General features: G+C 25.5%; 17 protein-coding genes and 1 tRNA gene. 6 read left to right on the forward strand and 12 right to left on the reverse strand.

What is annotated here, in order from left to right:
- The first annotated feature begins 604 nt into the window (after positions 1-604).
- The gene (gene argF, locus RJT54_RS01260; protein WP_343128046.1) at positions 605-1,636 is read left to right on the forward strand and encodes an ornithine carbamoyltransferase; all 1,032 of its coding nucleotides are present in this window, start codon (positions 605-607) and stop codon (positions 1,634-1,636) included.
- 36 nt (positions 1,637-1,672) lie between these two features.
- Positions 1,673-2,059 (forward strand): RidA family protein, encoded by a 387-nt coding sequence (locus RJT54_RS01265; protein ID WP_343128047.1) that lies wholly within the window; start codon positions 1,673-1,675, stop codon positions 2,057-2,059.
- 135 nt (positions 2,060-2,194) lie between these two features.
- On the opposite strand, the gene RJT54_RS01270 is transcribed toward RJT54_RS01265, so the two are convergent.
- From RJT54_RS01270 to greA, 12 genes are all read right to left on the reverse strand, one after another.
- A complete protein-coding gene (locus RJT54_RS01270) occupies positions 2,195-3,835 on the reverse strand; it encodes a DEAD/DEAH box helicase (RefSeq protein ID WP_343128048.1) in 1,641 nt (546 codons plus the stop codon).
- A gap of 143 nt (positions 3,836-3,978) precedes the next feature.
- Positions 3,979-6,069, reverse strand: a complete 2,091-nt coding sequence (gene pnp, locus RJT54_RS01275; RefSeq protein WP_343128049.1) for a polyribonucleotide nucleotidyltransferase — start codon at positions 6,067-6,069, stop codon at positions 3,979-3,981.
- Positions 6,070-6,193: 124 nt separating this feature from the next.
- A complete protein-coding gene (gene rpsO, locus RJT54_RS01280) occupies positions 6,194-6,454 on the reverse strand; it encodes a 30S ribosomal protein S15 (RefSeq protein ID WP_343128050.1) in 261 nt (86 codons plus the stop codon).
- A 49-nt stretch (positions 6,455-6,503) separates the two neighbouring features.
- Positions 6,504-7,415, reverse strand: coding sequence for a tRNA pseudouridine(55) synthase TruB (gene truB / locus RJT54_RS01285; RefSeq protein ID WP_343128051.1), 912 nt, complete (start codon positions 7,413-7,415; stop codon positions 6,504-6,506).
- A gap of 45 nt (positions 7,416-7,460) precedes the next feature.
- Positions 7,461-7,856 (reverse strand): 30S ribosome-binding factor RbfA, encoded by a 396-nt coding sequence (gene rbfA / locus RJT54_RS01290; protein WP_343128052.1) that lies wholly within the window; start codon positions 7,854-7,856, stop codon positions 7,461-7,463.
- A gap of 12 nt (positions 7,857-7,868) precedes the next feature.
- Positions 7,869-10,415: a translation initiation factor IF-2 gene (infB, locus tag RJT54_RS01295; RefSeq protein ID WP_343128053.1), complete on the reverse strand. Its 2,547-nt coding sequence runs from the start codon at positions 10,413-10,415 to the stop codon at positions 7,869-7,871.
- Between the two features lie 151 nt (positions 10,416-10,566).
- A complete protein-coding gene (gene nusA / locus RJT54_RS01300; RefSeq protein WP_343128054.1) occupies positions 10,567-11,850 on the reverse strand; it encodes a transcription termination factor NusA in 1,284 nt (427 codons plus the stop codon).
- A gap of 111 nt (positions 11,851-11,961) precedes the next feature.
- Positions 11,962-12,044 (reverse strand) — tRNA-Leu (locus RJT54_RS01305).
- Between the two features lie 70 nt (positions 12,045-12,114).
- Positions 12,115-12,342 carry a preprotein translocase subunit SecG gene (secG, locus tag RJT54_RS02140; protein WP_428994166.1) on the reverse strand — a complete coding sequence of 76 codons (228 nt, stop codon included), beginning with the start codon at positions 12,340-12,342 and terminating at the stop codon, positions 12,115-12,117.
- A gap of 218 nt (positions 12,343-12,560) precedes the next feature.
- Positions 12,561-14,399, reverse strand: a complete 1,839-nt coding sequence (gene ftsH / locus RJT54_RS01310; RefSeq protein ID WP_428994180.1) for an ATP-dependent zinc metalloprotease FtsH — start codon at positions 14,397-14,399, stop codon at positions 12,561-12,563.
- Between the two features lie 34 nt (positions 14,400-14,433).
- Positions 14,434-15,060: an RlmE family RNA methyltransferase gene (locus RJT54_RS01315; RefSeq protein ID WP_343128056.1), complete on the reverse strand. Its 627-nt coding sequence runs from the start codon at positions 15,058-15,060 to the stop codon at positions 14,434-14,436.
- A 146-nt stretch (positions 15,061-15,206) separates the two neighbouring features.
- Positions 15,207-15,683: a transcription elongation factor GreA gene (gene greA, locus RJT54_RS01320; RefSeq protein WP_343128057.1), complete on the reverse strand. Its 477-nt coding sequence runs from the start codon at positions 15,681-15,683 to the stop codon at positions 15,207-15,209.
- 210 nt (positions 15,684-15,893) lie between these two features.
- On the opposite strand from greA, the gene RJT54_RS01325 reads away from it, so the two are divergent.
- The 4 genes from RJT54_RS01325 to obgE all read left to right on the forward strand — a co-directional run bounded on the left by RJT54_RS01325 (position 15,894) and on the right by obgE (position 18,119).
- Positions 15,894-16,154: a BolA/IbaG family iron-sulfur metabolism protein gene (locus RJT54_RS01325; protein WP_343128058.1), complete on the forward strand. Its 261-nt coding sequence runs from the start codon at positions 15,894-15,896 to the stop codon at positions 16,152-16,154.
- Between the two features lie 212 nt (positions 16,155-16,366).
- Positions 16,367-16,681 carry a 50S ribosomal protein L21 gene (gene rplU, locus RJT54_RS01330; protein ID WP_343128059.1) on the forward strand — a complete coding sequence of 105 codons (315 nt, stop codon included), beginning with the start codon at positions 16,367-16,369 and terminating at the stop codon, positions 16,679-16,681.
- A 26-nt stretch (positions 16,682-16,707) separates the two neighbouring features.
- Positions 16,708-16,965 (forward strand): 50S ribosomal protein L27, encoded by a 258-nt coding sequence (gene rpmA, locus RJT54_RS01335; RefSeq protein WP_343128060.1) that lies wholly within the window; start codon positions 16,708-16,710, stop codon positions 16,963-16,965.
- A 119-nt stretch (positions 16,966-17,084) separates the two neighbouring features.
- Positions 17,085-18,119, forward strand: a complete 1,035-nt coding sequence (obgE, locus tag RJT54_RS01340) for a GTPase ObgE (RefSeq protein WP_343128061.1) — start codon at positions 17,085-17,087, stop codon at positions 18,117-18,119.
- Positions 18,120-18,145 lie beyond the last annotated feature (26 nt).

Genomic DNA, 18,145 nt, shown 5'->3' on the forward strand with positions numbered 1-18,145 from the left:
CGAAATATGGTAAATATTATATTTTATGTGTAATACCATGAATATATATTTAAATCATAAATAACATCATATAAATTGCATGAACGTTTTTTAAAAATATGATTTTTAAAAATATAATCAATATACTTACTATATGGTTATTGCCAACTATATAATATATATTGAATCATATTTTCATTATATTTAAAATAATAAAATAAATTAAAAAAATACATATCATATAAAAATATTTTATGTATTCATATTATGAAATCCAAGATTACTATATAAAATAATACAATATAATATATATAAATATTTTATTGTCGTGTCATTTTATCATATTAAATATTGAAAAATTTTTATAAAAAATCAAAATATATACAAAATTTTTCACAAACTAACATATTTATATCAAATAATATAAAAATAATTATATTTTTTTAAAAAAATATTTTATATCATTATAAAACATAATGTTAGATAAAAAATATACAGTGTAATATTTCATAAATTATAAATATTATTTTATTTTTAAAATATTATATTTAATAAAAATATTATTATTATCATAATATCAAGATATAATATTTAAATTATTAATTGATACATATTGTTAATACAGATGAATAGTTTATATAAAAAACATTTTTTAAAAATGCAAGATTGTACAAAATATGAAATTAATCAAATAATTAATTTAGCTCAAGTTATAAAAAAAAATAGAAACAACAAACAAGAAATAAAATATCTAAAAAATAAAAAAATTGCGTTAGTTTTTGAACAAGAATCAACCCGAACAAGATGTTCATTTGAAGTTGCTGCTTTTGAACAAGGTGCACAAATTAGTTATCTTGGATCAGGAAATATACATCTAGGATATAAGGAATCACTCGCCGATACAATACAGGTTTTAAATCGATTATATGATGGTATTGGTTATCGTGGACTCCAACATAATAATATTAAAATATTATCGCATTATGCTAAGATACCTATCTGGAATGCATTAACGAAAAAATATCATCCTACACAATTATTAGCAGATTTATTAACAATTAAAGAATATACAGTTAATAAATTAGTGTCTGAAATAACATTAGTATATGTAGGTGATGCTTCAAATAATATTGCTAATACATTATTAGAATTATCATTAATAATCGGTTTTAAATTACGTTTAGTATCTCCGAAAGAATATTGGCCAAAATCCAATATCATAGATAAAATATATAAAGACAATAAAAAAAATTTTTTATGTACCGAAAATATTCAATCAGGTGTCAAAGATGCTGATTTTATTTATACTGATGTCTGGCTCTCAATGGGTGATTCAAAAAAAGAATGGGATAAAAAAATTCATTTATTAAAAAAATATCAAATTAATCAACAATTATTATCATATACAAAAAATTACAATGTAAAAGTATTACATTGTTTACCAGCTTTGCATGATCAAAATACTGTCATTAGTAAAAAAATTTCTGAATTGTATAATTTACAGGATGGTATTGAAATTACGAATGAAGTTTTTCAGTCAAATAAAGACATTATTTTTAATCAATCTGAAAATAAATTACATACTATTAAATCTTTAATGATACTTACATTAAATAAAAATATAGATTATATATCTACTCAACTAAATAATTTATAATATATATATCTTAATAAATTCATGATGGAGATATTTATGCACAATATTATTAGCACAAAATTAGCACCTAAACCGATTGGACCATATAGTCAGGGTATTAAAAGAAATAATATCGTAGTAACTTCTGGACAAATTGCACTGAATGAAAATAATGAAATAATATCAGATAATATTATTGAACAAACTAAAATAATTTTACAGAATATTAAACAGATTATACAAAAATCTGGTTTAACCATACACGATATTATAAAAATCACTATTTTTGTTACTCAATTAAATGAAATGAACCAAATCAATATCATTTATAATGATTTCTTTCAAAAACATCATGCAAGATTACCTGCAAGAACATGCGTTGAAGTCAGTAAATTACCTAAAAACGCAAAAATTGAAATTGAAGCAATAGCAATACAAAATTAACTACAAAATATGCCACATTGTGGCATAAAATATATAAAAATCAAAATATTATCTTTAAAAGATAATATTACACAATCAATATACTAATAATACCGTAATAAGATCAATAATCATGATTTATAAACTGTAATACAACTATTTATTATGATATAATGTAATGTTAATTGGTTTATTAAGAATCCTAGTATACGCTAAATTCTTAAAAATATCTTTGGATAAATTTTTAGATAACTCTACAGTAGAATATCTAGAATAAATCTTAACATGTCCAATATTATAACTATTTATTCTACCCTCATTCGCAATAGCACCAACAACATGTCTAACCTCAACCCCGTCATTATACCCTACATCAATTTTATATAAATACATATTTGATCTTACATGATGATTTTTTATTTTTATCAGATTTTTCTTTTTATTATTTTGATTTAAATAAATTTTACGATTATTAGTATAATTTTCTGAAATAATTAATGGACGTCCACCTTGTGCCATTTTTAATAAAGCAGCAGCCAATACCTCCATGGAAAAATTCTTTTTCTCATTTATTTTTTTTAATAATAAACGGTATTGGTCTAGATCCTTACTTTCTAATTCTAATAATAATTTTTCATAAAATTTATTTATCCTACATTGACTTAATAATTGTACATTAGGTAACTCGACTTGCAATATAGGTTGTTTAATAATACGTTCAATATTTTTTAATAATCTTCGTTCACGATACTCAACAAATAACAAAGCACGGCCTGTACGACCAGCACGACCTGTACGACCAATTCTATGAATATAAGACTCAGCATCCATAGGAATATCATAATTGATAACTAAACTAATTCTATCTACATCTAACCCTCTCGCTGCCACATCAGTGGCAATTAAAATCTCTAATCTACCATCTTTTAGTCGTTCTAATGTTTGCTCTCGTAAATTTTGATTCATATCACCATTTAATGCTGCACTATTGTATCCATGACGTTCTAAAGCTTCCGAAATTTCTAAAGTAGCACTTTTAGTACGTACAAAAATAATTGTAGCAGAAAAGTCTTCTGATTCTAAAAAGCGTATCAAACCATCTGTCTTTCTGCCACAAACAATCCAATAACTTTGTTTAATATTTGGTTGTGTTGTAAGATTAGATTGAATTTTAATTTCTTTTGGAAACACCATAAATTTTTGTGCAATAATTTTAATAGCTCGAGGCATAGTTGCAGAAAATAATGCTGTTTGATGTTTTTTAGGAATTTTTAACATAATATTTTCAACATCTTCTATAAATCCCATTCGGAGCATTTCATCTGCTTCATCTAATACTAATGATCGTAAATTTGATAAATTTAAAGTACCTCGATTTAAATGATCAAGTAACCTCCCTGGTGTTCCAACAATAACCTGTGGGCCTGTTTTTAATATCTTTAATTGTATATCATATCTTTGCCCTCCGTATAATGCTAATACTTTAATATGCATCATATATTGAGCAAATTCTGCAAACGACCTCGAAACTTGCACAGCTAATTCTCTAGTTGGTGCTAATACCAAAATTTGAGGGCATTTTAAGTGAGAGGTGATATTATTTAATAATGGAAGAGCAAATGCAGCAGTTTTTCCACTTCCGGTTTGTGCCATTCCTAAAACATCTTTCCCAACTAAAAGATAAGGAATACATAATTTTTGAATTGGTGATGGTTTAATATACTGCATCTTATTTAAAGCTTTAATAAGTGCAGTATTTAAACCAAAATTTAAAAATGAGTTATTATTTTGAATCATTTAATATACATACCTTGTATAGTTTTAATAATATATTTATATGATTGAATATAAATATATTTTTTATATAATTTAAAAAAACATTAATCCAAAATAAAATTTATAAAAAACTTTATTTTGAATAATTAACATTTAACACATTCTTAAGCTTTATTAGCAGCTTTTATACTTAATCTCAACCTACCTTGTCGATCTACTTCTAACACCTTCACAGAAACCTTTTGTTCAACGCTTAAATAATCTGTTACTTTTTCAACTCGCTGATTCGCTATTTGTGAAATATGAACTAATCCTTCTTTACCAAAACCAATAGACACGAAAGCGCCAAACTCTGTAATACGTACAACTGTTCCATGATATATTTTTCCGGGTTTGATTTCAGAAGTAATTTCTCGAATCCTTTTAATCGCATGTTTTGCTTTTCCTGAAACAGGAGAAGAAATTTTAATTATACCGTTATCTTGAATTTCAATAACTGTACCAGTTTCTTCTGTTAACATACGAATAATAGACCCACCTTTCCCAATAACGTCTTTAATTTTTTCTGGATTAATTTTCATAGTATGAATACGTGGAGCAAATTCAGAAATATTACTTCTTGGTGTACTAATCGCTTTTTGCATTTCCTGTAAAATATGTAATCGTCCTTTTTTTGCTTCATATAAAGCATCTTCTAAAATATCGTTTGTAATACCAGTAGTTTTCATATCCATTTGTAAAGCCGTAATTCCGGTTTCTGTACCAGCAACTTTAAAATCCATATCTCCTAAGTGATCTTCGTCACCTAAAATATCAGATAATATTATGTATTTATCATTCTCTTTTACTAAACCCATAGCTATTCCTGCAACAGCTGATTTTATCGGAATACCAGCATCCATTAATGCTAATGATGCTCCACATACTGAAGCCATTGATGAAGAACCATTAGATTCAGTAATCTCAGATACTATTCGAATAGTATATGGAAATTTATCTGCTGTAGGCATAACAGCTAACATACTACGTTTAGCTAATTTACCATGACCAATTTCTCTTCTTTTTGGAGATCCTACAATGCCAATTTCTCCTACAGAATAAGGCGGAAAATTGTAATGAAATAAAAAGTTATCTATTCTATCTCCTAATAATTCATCTAAATTTTGTGCATCCCTTGTAGTTCCTAAAGTAATAGAAACTAATGATTGTGTTTCTCCCCTTGTAAATAAAGCAGAACCATGTACACGAGGCAAAATACCTGTGCGAATATTTAATTCTCGAATTGAATTAAATCTTCTACCATCAATACGATTTTCTTCATATAATATTTTATCTCGAACAATTTTTCTTTCAATATTATATAAGATATTTTCTATTTCAGACTCTATAAAAACAATATTATTAGAAATTAATTTTTGAATTACTGAATTATGAATAATATCTAAGTTTTCATTTCTTTGTTGTTTATTAAAAATATTATAAACTGCAATAAGATCTGATTTACAAAATTTAACAATATAATCGAATAATTCATGTTTTTCAATATTTTTAGGAATATAATCCCAAGGCTTAATATTAACATCTTGTACAAATAAACAAATATTTTCAATTAATTGTTGTTGTTGTTGATGGCCAAATAAAATAGCATTTAAAATCTGCTTTTCATTTAATAAATTTGATTCAGCTTCTACCATTAAAATTGCATTTTTTGTTCCAGATACTACTAAATCTAACCTAGTATTTTTCATATCATCTGTAGTTGGATTTAAAACATATTCATTATTAATATATCCAACTCTTGCGGCACCAATCGGGCCTAAAAAAGGCATTCCAGATAACATTAATGCTGTAGAAACACCAATAATAGCTACAATATCAGGATTAATTTTTGGATTTAACGATATTACTGTAGCAGTCACTTGTATTTCATTTAAAAAATCTATAGGAAATAAAGGACGAATTGGACGATCAATTAATCTTGAAATTAAGATTTCATTTTCACTTGGTCTACCTTCTCGCCTAAAAAAACCACCTGGTATACGACCAGCAGCATATGTACGTTCTTGGTATGTTACATTTAAAGGAAAGAATTTTTGATTAATATCAGTTTTATTTTTACCAACAACAGTCACTAAAATAGTAGTATCATCCATAGTAACCATGACTGATGAAGTTGCTTGTCTAGCTATCATACCTGTTTCTAAAGTAACAGTATGTTTACCATACTGAAATTTTTTAATAATTGCATTTAGCAAAATCAAATCCTTATTTATATTGAAATACGTTTAACATAACATAAAAAGAGCATTTTACCCTTTTTATGATATAAAAAATATTTTTATGCAATATTATATACTTTGTGTATATAATATATGTTTTTTAATGTCGTAATTCTAATTTTTCAATAATGTTATTATATCGAATCATACTGATATTTTTTAAATAATCTAATAATTTACGTCTTTTAGAAACCATTTTTAACAAACCGAGTTTGCTAGAAAAATCTTTTTTATGTATATCAAAATGTTGTTTTAAGTAATTAATATGATAACTTAATAAAGCAATTTGAACTTCTGAACTTCCTGTATTTTTTTCATCTATACTATACTGTAGTATAATATTTTTTTTATTTTTTTTCATAAATACTTATCTCCTAAACTGTACAATGAATTTTTAAAATATATTTTTATTACATTTTCAATACTTTACATAAAATTAATTTTCCAATTCTATCAATTTTACCTATAATAAATATACTATTATCATTTTGTATGGTAATTCTAAATATTTGTGGAGTATTGTTATTTAAGAAAAATATTCTATTTTTAATATCATGTATAGCATGATAATCAGAACAAATCACCTCTGGGAGTTGTAAAAATGTAGTTTGTGTTGGTATTAACAATTTCAATAATATACTACGGTATATATAAAGAGGGTATTTTTTTATAATAGTATGCAATTTCTTCAAAGTAATGGCATTAGTAATTTTATAATCACTAACTTGTAATCTTCTCAAAGAAATAACATGAGCTCCACATGTTAATAATTTTCCTAAATCATGTACCAATCTTCGAATATAAGTTCCATGAGAACAAGTAATTTTTAATGTAATAAATTGATAATTATATGTTACACAATGTAATTTGTAAATTTTAATATTACGCGTAATTTTTGGAGTAACAATATTTTTTCTTGCATATCGGTATAATGGACGACCTTGATATTTTATTGCAGAATATATTGGTGCAATTTGAACAGTCTGTTTTTGTAATTTACGTAATGCTTCATATAACTGACGAGTGGAAAATTTTACCTTTCTACTATTTAATACTATACCTTCAGTGTCATAAGTTGAAGTAGCTTCACCAAATTTTGCTATAGTATAATAACACTTTTTAGAATGAGTTAATTGTTCTGAAAATTTTGTACTTTCCCCAAAACAAATAGGTAATAATCCTGTTGCAAGTGGATCTAGGGTACCAATATAACCTGCTTTTTTAGCACAAAAAATTTTCTTTACTTTTTGAAGTATTTTATTTGATGATATACCTGTTGGTTTATCCAACAAAAATATACCATGAATATCATTTTTACACATTATATAATTAACTTAAATTATCAAAAATATATTATTAAAATAAATTTATATTTTTTTTAGTAATTGTACAATTTTCATACCTTGTATTAAAGAATTATCGTTATAAAAAATAATAACTGGTATTTTACGTAACTGCATTATTTGACATAACACACGTCGGATATAACCGGATGCTTTTTGTAAAATATGCAATATATCATCGTTTATATTCTTATGAACGATTTTTTTTTTTAATAAAATAGAATTTTCCATATAACTAATAAAAATCTTTGCACATGATAAATCACGCGACATTTTTACCATCGATACTGTAATAAATGCATTTATTCTTGGATCCCTAAATTGATTTTGTAAAATATTTGATATTGCTTTTTTTAATTCTTCTGCTATACGCATAGAACGATAAGAATGTTTTTGATACTTATTATGTAATAATTTCATATATTAATACATCTATGATATATTTTGTGAATTTGAATGTTTAATTTCAATTGTCTTAAATGATTCTATTATATCTCCAATACAAATATCATTATAATCTTTTATTCCAATTCCACATTCTTTACCAATACCAACTGATTTAACATCCTCCTTAAAACGTCTTAAGGATTCTAATTCGCCTTTATATATTATGGTTTTATTTCTTAATATATGAATAGGATGAATACGTTTAATTATACCACTAATTACCATACAACCTGCAATAAAGATAGATTTTGTAGGTTTAAAAATGTCTCTAATTTCAGCTGATCCAATAATTACTGTTTTATATTGTGGAGCTATCATACCTGAAACAATTAATTTAACATCATCAATTAAATGATATATTACAGAATAATAACGAGCATCGATATTATTTATTTTTATTGCACGTTTAGCTAATACATTTGGAGTAACATTAAAACCAATAATCATCGCCTGTGTTGCTACTGCAAATGCAACATCAGTTTCAGTAATATTACCAACATTAGCACTAATAATCTTAATACAAACATATTGATTAGATAAATTTTGTATAACATGTGTGATTGCTTCTAATGATCCTTTAACATCAGATTTTAAAATTAAATTTAATATAGAATTTTTATTTTTATTTAAATTGTTAAACATATGGTGTACATCTATCGGTGGAATATTAGCTATTTTTTGTTTTTGTAACTGATTTTTTCGATATAATACGATTTCACGAGCTTGTTTTTCATGTTGCACGACATATACAATATCTCCACTAGAAGGTATACCAGATAATCCTAAAACTTCTACAGGAATTGATGGACCGGCATCTTGTACTGAACAACCAAAAGGATCTTTCATGGAACGAACTTTTCCATAATATATACCACATAGTATACTATGACCTTGTTGTAATTTCCCCTCACGAATTAATATAGTTGCTATTGGACCACGATATTTATCAAGACGAGCTTCAAGTATGACACCATTAGCCATACCATCTACTCTAGCAGAAAGTTCTAAGATTTCAGCTTGTAATAATATCGCTTGTAATAATTCATCTACTCCTTGTCCAGTAACAGCAGAAATATTAATAAAAATTACTTCACCACCCCATTCTTCCGCCATAATATCAAACTTTAATAGTTCTTTTTTAATGCTTTCAGGATCTGCTTCTAGTTTATCAATTTTATTTATTGCTACTAATATTGGAACACCAGCTGATTTTGCATGTTGAATCGCTTCTATAGTTTGAGGTTTTACACCGTCATCAGCTGCAACAACTAAAACTACAATATCAGTTACTTGCGCTCCGCGAGCACGCATTGCTGTAAATGCAGCATGTCCGGGTGTATCTAAGAAAGTAATGAGCCCACCTTGTGTTTTTACACAATAAGCACCAATATGCTGAGTAATTCCACCAGATTCATGAAGTGCAACCTTTGTAGAACGAATATAATCTAATAAAGATGTTTTACCATGATCTACATGACCCATTATTGTAACTACAGGAGGCCTATTTTTCTTTAAGAATTTATGATTTAAATTGATACTTTCTTGTAACATTAATGTTTCTGAATTATTTTTTTGTTTTAAAACTGCTTCATGACCCATTTCTTCGATTATTAATTGCGCTGTTTCCTGATCAATAATCTGGTTTTCTGTAACTACATTACCCATACTCAAAATTTTTTCAATTAATTGTACAGTTTTAATAGACAATTTATTTGCTAATTCAAGTATAGAAATGGTGTTATTAATGACAATTTTTTTTAATATATGTTTGTTTGGTTTGACAAAACCTTGACGTAATAAACGATATTGTTGATTTTTTAAAATATTTTTATCATTATTATAGCTAGAAATATGATTTTTATTATTTATTTTTTCTTTTTTATTATCAATATTAATATTTTCTTCAACAATATTATGTACAGCATCTAATTCATTCAAATTAACAATTTTTTTTAAATGATTTCCAGAAGATAACTTTTTATTCATAATTCTATTTGATGAGGTAATTTTATTTTTTTTTACAGTATTGATAGTATTTTTTTTGTAATGTGTAGTATGTTTTACACTAATATTGTTTTTTGCAACAGTCGTATTAGATGCGTTAGTAAAATTATTATTTTTATTACTAAGATTTACTTTTAAATGGATATTGTTATTAATAGAATTATTTTCATGAAATAATGCCGGTTTTTTATTATGAGATTTATTTAATGATTCAGAGTATATTTCATGATCTACTTGGTGAACAGTATCAGGAGTAATATTTACCATCCGTTCTCTAGTATGTAAGGTATTGTATTCTTTAATATTTTGTATATCATGTAAAACATTCTGTCTATTATTTTTTTTACGTAAAATACGTAATGATAACTCATTTTTTGAAGATAAATAATGTAACAATAATTTTTTTTCTTGTACAGTTACGTAATCATTTTTATTTTTTATAATACCAATATTAGAAAAATTTTTTATTAATTCAGAAATCGTGATATTCATTTCATATGATAAAGCTTGTAACGTCATATTATTCATATTATTCCTTATAATGTACATCAAATTTGTATCACAATAATATAACATAAGATATCATGATTAACAAAAGTATGTTATTATATAATGTAATTATAATAATTTAATAAACTCTATTAGTATAAAAATCACAATATTATATAAATTGAGTATACTATAAAAAAGAATGACAATTATTGATTACTAATAAATTTGTTAAATAACTATCTGACTGTTCTTGTAAAATGTTTACCACATTAGCATTGATACCTTGAATCTTGATTAATTTATTATACGGAGTACATATTAATTCCGGCAAAGAAGAAAACCCCGCATATATTAATATATTAACAATTCTACTATTTACATTTAAACATTGATTAAATATATTACGAATCTTATTTATTTTAATATTATTTTTACTATTTACATCATTTGCGGCCATAATGTTTAATTCCCATCCACTTAATTGTGCTGCTAATCTCACGTTTTGACCATTTCTACCAATCGCCTGTGCTAAATTTTTAGAATCTACTACAAGATCCATAGCATGTATGTTTTCATGAACAATTACAGAATCTACATGTATTGGAGACATAGCATTTATTACAAACTGCGCGGGATCATTACTCCATAAAATAACATCAATTCTTTCTCCACTCATTTCTCCTGATACAGATTGTACTCGTGCACCACGCATACCAACACATGCACCAACTGGATCTATTGTTGTATTATTTGCTTTAACAGCAACTTTAGCACGTAATCCAGGATCTCGAGCAACAGCTTGAATTGTGATAATTTTTTGATTAATCTCTGGCACTTCAATACGAAATAATTCAACTAACATTTCACCTCGTGAACGACTAATAAATAACTGTATGCCATTCGCTGTTGACCGTATTTCATATAATACTCCACGTATACGATCTCCAATACTAAATTTTTCTTTAGGTAACATATCCCGTCTTAAAATAATACCCTCAATAGAATTCCCCAAATCTAAAATCATAAAATCACGATTAATTTTTTTTACTGTGCTCTGAATGATTTTACCCTTATATTCATGGAATTTATTCGACATCATTAATAATTCTGCTTCTCTTACTTTTTTAATAATAATTTTTTTTGCTTCTTGAGTAGAAATTCGATCAAAATTGATTGATGTAATTATATTTTCTACAAATTCACCAATTTGTACTGCTGGATTATCAACACGTGCTTTTATTAAAGAAATTTCTCTTTCAGGATTAATAACATGATTTACAACAGTCCATCTACGATACGTATTTAAAATTCCACTTGATCGATCAATATTGACTCTAACATCAATATCATAAGTATATTGTTTTTTTGTTGCTATTGTTAAAGCAAGTTCTAACGCTTCAAATATTTTTTCACGAGGTAAAGATTTTTCACGAGATACTAACTCAACTACAGATAAAATTTCGATATTCATTACATCAACCCCCAAGATATTTAATATCTTGATAAAATATTATATTCCATATTTGTAGCAAACAAAATAATATCAATATGTTAAAAAAGATTATATAAAAATATTTTATTATACCGAGAGTGGGATTTGAACCCACATGCTATAAAAGCACTATCCCCTCAAGATAGCGTGTCTACCAGTTTCACCATCTCGGCAAAATATAATTTGTAATTATTTAAAATAAGTCATTTATACAATTACTATATTCAAAATTACTACATATGATTAAACATCAAAAATACAAATAATAATACTCAGTATGAAAAATAACACGATAAAGATTTTAGTTGCTGTATTTAACCAAGAATCGCGATAAATAAAATTCAATATACTAAACCTAGTATTATACTTACTAAAATTATATAAATCATTATAATTTGCAGGATTTAACATAATTAGAGTTATTAAAATAAAACAAACAATAATAAATATACAAAAAATTAATTTATACATATAGCCTATTTATCCTAAAAATTTAAAAAATGATAAAAATCATAATATTACAATAATATGTAAAATATTTACCTACTATTACTATAATTTCAAATAATAGTAGGTATTCACTTATTCAACATATTAATAATAAATAATACGATATTATATCAATATTTATATATATGGTTAATATGCTAAATCAAAAAATTTGTATTTTATTCAAAAATATATAAAAATTAAACATTTTTATCAGTACAATGATCCCAATTGATCGGTTTTCTGACAGTTTTTCGATTCATTAAATCATCAATTTGCATAGCATCTATTGTTTCATATTTCATTAATGCATCTTTCATAGCATGTAAAATGTCTAAATTCTCTTTTAATAATTTTTTTGCTCGATGATAGTTTTTTTCAATTAAGATTTTAATTTCCTGATCAATAATACTCGCTGTAATATCAGATATATGTTTTGTATTAGAAAACGTGTTATTAAAAATGTTATTATCATCTTCAGTTGTATAGAATAATGGACCTAATTTTTCTGAAAAGCCCCATTTTGTTACCATATTTCTAGCTAAATTTGTTGCAATTTTAATATCATTAACTGATCCAGTAGAAACCTTTTGTGCACCATAAATGATTTCTTCAGCTAAACGACCACCATATAATGTTGATATTTGACTTTCTATTTTTTCTCTACTTAAACTGATAATATCAGATTCAGGTAAAAAAAATGTTACTCCTAAAGCACGACCTCTGGGTACAATAGTAACTTTATGTGCTGGATCATGTTCAGGTACTAATCTTCCGATAATCACATGACCTGATTCATGATATGCTGTAAATTCTTTTTGTGATTCTGTCATAATCATAGAACGTCTTTCACAACCAATTAAGATCTTATCTTTTGCTTGTTCGAAATCTGACATTGAAACAACTGTTTGATTAGAACGAGCAGCACACAATGCGGATTCATTAACTAAATTTGATAAATCAGCTCCAGAAAAACCAGGAGTACCACGCGCAATAATCATAGTATCAACATCAGAAGATAACGGAACATTTTTCATATGTACTTGTAAAATCTTTTCCCTACCCCTAATATCAGGTAATGATACTATAACATGCCGATCGAAGCGACCCGGCCTCAATAATGCTGAATCTAAAACATCTGGTCTATTAGTTGCAGCAATTAAAATAATACCTTCATTACCTTCAAAACCATCCATTTCAACTAACATCTGATTCAATGTTTGTTCGCGTTCATCATTACCCCCGCCAAATGCACTACCACGTTGTCGTCCTACCGCATCAATCTCGTCAATAAAAATTATACAAGGAGCAATTTTACGCGCATGTTTAAAGACATCACGTACACGAGATGCACCCACTCCAACAAACATCTCAACAAAATCTGAACCAGATAATGTTAAAAATGATACTTTTGCTTCTCCTGCAATAGCTTTTGCTAATAATGTCTTCCCGGTACCAGGAGGTCCAATCATTAATATACCTTTTGGAATCTTACCACCTAATTTTTGAAATTTTTTAGGTTCTTTTAAATATTCAACTAATTCACTTACTTCTTCCTTAGCTTCATCACATCCTGCAACATCTGAAAAAGTAATTTTAATTTTTTTATCAGAAAATATACGTGTTTTGCTTTTTCCAAAAGAATTGATTCCTTTACCAACATTATTCTTAACTTGTCTCATAAAATAAAACCAAACACCAATCAATAATAATGTAGGAAACCAAGATATAAATATTGAAAATAAAATACTTTTCTGTTGGGGCGGAATTCCGGATACAATAATATTTTTTGATAATAACTTATTTAATAATTTTGCATCATGCATAGGAATATAAGTTGTATATTTGCTATTATTCTTTTTAATAAAATTAATATAATTTCCATTAATTCGTACTTTCTTAACTTCATTTTTATTAATTATAGATAAAAAAGTAGTATAATCAGTATTATGTATTTTTTTGCTCTTAATATTAAAACCAATTAAAGCAAAAATACAACAAATAAATATTACTAACCAAAATAATGAATTTTTAACTATATTACGCAAGACATTGACCTCAGTACGATGATAATTATTTTTTAAAATCCCGTGCTAAAATAAAGACTTCACGAGAATGATTACGTGAAGCATTCGGTTTACAAATTTTTATTGTATTAAAAAAAAATCCTAATTTATTTAAAAAATCTAAAAAACCTAATCCCTGAAAAACTTTAACTAACAATGTACCTTTTTGATATAATGTTAACATAGCTATTTTCATTGCTAGTTTAGCTAAAGTCAAAGATTTAGGAATATCTATAGACGGTATACCAGTGATATTTGGTGACATATCCGACATTACTAAATGAATTTTTTTATTTTTAATACGATTTAATATTTTAGAAAATATTTCTTCTTTTAAAATATTACCCTGAAGAAAATATACTCCAGGAATTGGAGACATAGTATTAATGTCACAAGATATAATATGTCCATTTCTACCAATTATATTAATAGCATATTTTGACCAACTTCCGGGAGCAGATCCTAAGTCAATAACATTCATACCACGATAAAATAAACAATATTTTAGATGTATATCATGTAATTTAAACCATGCCCGGGAACGTAAATTATTCAGACGTGCGGATTTTACAAAATGATCTTTAAAATTACGTTTTAACCATCGTATTGAACTATAAGAATGTTTTTTTTTCATGTAAATTATTTGATAAAATGATTTATTTATTATATTTACAATAAATTCAATATTTTTAATTATAACATTGCAATACGGTATTCGTATGAAAAATATTACATTTAACACTTATAATAAAAAATGTAATGTATTTTAAAAAAATCTTTTTAAATATATTGTATATTTAATATTTTATATACAATTATTCCAGAAGGCGTATCAACTTCCACAATATCTAATACTTTTTTACCAATTAAACTTCTTGCGATAGGTGAATTAATTGAAATTAAACCATCTTTAAAATTTGATTCATCGTCACCTACAATACAAAAAATAAATTCTTTATTTGAATGTATATTTAATATATTTACAGTAGATCCAAACACTACTTTACCATTAAAAGTAATATTTTTAATATCAATAACTTGAGCATGATACAATTTTGACTCAATATCTTTAATACGTTTTTCACAAAATGCTTGTTCTTCTCTAGCTGCATGATACTCTGCATTCTCTTTAAGATCACCATGTTTTCTTGATTCAGAAATTGCATAAATAATTTTTGGTCTAATAACATTTTTTAAATGTTTTAATTCTAAATGTAATTTCTCATAACCCTTAACTGTCATTGGAACTTTATTCATAAAGTATGATTCCCTTATTGTAAAACATATTATTAAATTTAATATATTGTTATTTTAATGACTGTATTAATATACAAAATATACAAAATTATTTAATATTATTATACATGCATGATGTATTCATAAAATATATAAACAATTTTAAATCAAATCTTATGATAAGATAAAGATCTATCAATATAACAATTACTAAATAATGCAAATAAAAATATGAATAATAATAATATTAAACTACATATTAAAAAACACGTACAACTAGACAAAATATATCTGAAAGGCGATCAAAACCATATACATATTATTGCAATTGGAAATATTTTTAATGGATTAAAACAAATTTCAAGACAAAAATTAATTTATCAACCATTAACAACATACATTATCAATAAAAAAATTCACGCCGTAACAATCGATACATTTACTCCAACAGAATGGGAAAAAGAAAATATATATGTTAATGATTATTCATAATCTTAATATACAACGTAATTATATAATATGATATTTTAATAATATGATATAAACTAAATATATTATCAATCATATTGAAGAATATTAAAACATTTATATATATTAAATAAAACTAAAATTATATTTTTTAATATTTTATATAGATTTCATACTTATGGAAAATAATTTTAATTCCTTGAATTACAAAAAATTCATTATTAACAGGAGTATTTATGTACGTAATATTTGCGCATGGAGGAAAACAATATCAAGCACAAAAAGGACAAATTATAAAATTAGAAAAAGTTAACAGCGAAACAGGTGTTAAATTACATATAGATAATATTTTAATGATAGTTGATAAAAACAATATACAAATAGGAAAACCTCATGTCATGAATAGCAGTATAGTTAGCCAAATTATACGGCATGGCAGAAAAAAAAAGGTTCAAATTATTAAATTTAAAAGAAGAAAACACTATAAAAAACAACAAGGACATCGTCAATATTTCACAGAAATAAAAATTATTGATATTATTACTACATAATAAGTTATACTATACAGGAAAAAAAAATGGCACAGAAAAAAGCTGGCGGTTCCACTAGAAATGGACGTGATTCACACGCTAAGCGACTTGGTATTAAGAAATTTGGAGGAGAATATGTACTTTCTGGATCAATTATTATTAAACAAAGAGGCACAAAATTTCATCCGGGACATAATACAAAATTAGGCAAAGATCATACAATATTTGCAATTCAAAACGGACGAGTAAAATTCGAAAAAAAAGGTTTAAAAAATAAAAAATATATAAGTATCACAACTGAATAAAATAATAAAATAAAACTTTTTAAATGTATATTACTCCTTTATTAAAAATAATAAAGGGTAATGACTAAATGATAATTATATTACAAAATTTGAAAATTATTATTTAAGAGATATATTAAATGAAATTTATTGATCAAATTGAGATACAAGTTACTGCTGGTAATGGAGGGAACGGATGTATACATTTTCTAAGAGCAAAATTTGAACCAAAGGGTGGTCCAGATGGCGGTAATGGCGGGAAAGGAGGTGATATTTGGATAAAAACAGATTGTAATTTAAATACATTAGTTGATTATCGATTTAATAAACACATCATTGCTGAAAACGGACATCCTGGACAATCTAAGAATAAATCTGGAAAAAAAGGATCAGATAAAACTATATATGTACCTATTGGTACTAGAATTATTAATAGTATTACAAATGAAATTATTGCTGATTTAAAATACACTCATTCAAAAATATTAATTGCCAAAGGTGGACATAAAGGTATTGGTAATACAAGTTTTAAATCATCCATTAATCGTACTCCATATCAGAAAACATACGGAGGTAAAGGTGAAACATTACACATTAAATTAGAATTAATCTTAATAGCAGATGTTGGCATTATTGGTTTACCAAATGCAGGAAAATCAACATTAGTACAATCCGTTTCCAAAGCCAAACCAAAAATTGGATCATATCCATTTACTACACTAATTCCTACTTTAGGTACTGTAAAATTTAATAATAAAGAGAAATTTGTTATAGCTGATATTCCAGGACTAATTCAAGGTGCATCAAAAGGTATTGGATTAGGTATAAAATTTCTACAACATATCAAAAGATGTCATATTTTATTACATTTAATTGATATTACCGAAAATACCAATATAATTAAAAATAATATCCATATTGTTGAAACAGAACTAAAAAAATATAGTAGAAGTCTATACAATAAACCTATCTGGCTAGTATTTAATAAAATAGATAATTACAGTCAAACATATATAATAAAAAAAATTATTTCTATAAAAGATGATATCTCCACTACAAGAAAAGTTTTTTTTATTTCAGCAATAAAAACTATAGGAACAAATAAATTATGTAATTTTTTATTCAAATATCTAAAAAAATATTATAAAAATATTTCAAAAAAAAATAAATTTTAAATTATAACATGTATGTAAGATATGCA

The organism is Buchnera aphidicola (Takecallis taiwana) (assembly GCF_039355125.1).
Classification (GTDB): Bacteria; Pseudomonadota; Gammaproteobacteria; order Enterobacterales; family Enterobacteriaceae; genus Buchnera_L; species Buchnera_L aphidicola_AG.

Excerpts from the sequence above, each read along its gene's own strand:
- argF (WP_343128046.1), top strand. The coding sequence starts at position 605 with ATGAATAGTTTATATAAAAAACATTTTTTAAAAATGCAAGATTGTACA.
- RJT54_RS01265 (WP_343128047.1), top strand. The coding sequence starts at position 1,673 with ATGCACAATATTATTAGCACAAAATTAGCACCTAAACCGATTGGACCA.
- RJT54_RS01270 (WP_343128048.1), bottom strand. The coding sequence starts at position 3,835 with ATGATTCAAAATAATAACTCATTTTTAAATTTTGGTTTAAATACTGCA.
- rpsO (WP_343128050.1), bottom strand. The coding sequence starts at position 6,454 with ATGAAAAAAAATAAAAAAAATATTATACTACAGTATAGTATAGATGAA.
- truB (WP_343128051.1), bottom strand. The coding sequence starts at position 7,415 with ATGTGTAAAAATGATATTCATGGTATATTTTTGTTGGATAAACCAACA.
- rbfA (WP_343128052.1), bottom strand. The coding sequence starts at position 7,856 with ATGAAATTATTACATAATAAGTATCAAAAACATTCTTATCGTTCTATG.
- infB (WP_343128053.1), bottom strand. The coding sequence starts at position 10,415 with ATGAATAATATGACGTTACAAGCTTTATCATATGAAATGAATATCACG.
- nusA (WP_343128054.1), bottom strand. The coding sequence starts at position 11,850 with ATGAATATCGAAATTTTATCTGTAGTTGAGTTAGTATCTCGTGAAAAA.
- secG (WP_428994166.1), bottom strand. The coding sequence starts at position 12,342 with ATGTATAAATTAATTTTTTGTATATTTATTATTGTTTGTTTTATTTTA.
- RJT54_RS01315 (WP_343128056.1), bottom strand. The coding sequence starts at position 15,060 with ATGAAAAAAAAACATTCTTATAGTTCAATACGATGGTTAAAACGTAAT.
- greA (WP_343128057.1), bottom strand. The coding sequence starts at position 15,683 with ATGAATAAAGTTCCAATGACAGTTAAGGGTTATGAGAAATTACATTTA.
- RJT54_RS01325 (WP_343128058.1), top strand. The coding sequence starts at position 15,894 with ATGAATAATAATAATATTAAACTACATATTAAAAAACACGTACAACTA.
- rplU (WP_343128059.1), top strand. The coding sequence starts at position 16,367 with ATGTACGTAATATTTGCGCATGGAGGAAAACAATATCAAGCACAAAAA.
- rpmA (WP_343128060.1), top strand. The coding sequence starts at position 16,708 with ATGGCACAGAAAAAAGCTGGCGGTTCCACTAGAAATGGACGTGATTCA.
- obgE (WP_343128061.1), top strand. The coding sequence starts at position 17,085 with ATGAAATTTATTGATCAAATTGAGATACAAGTTACTGCTGGTAATGGA.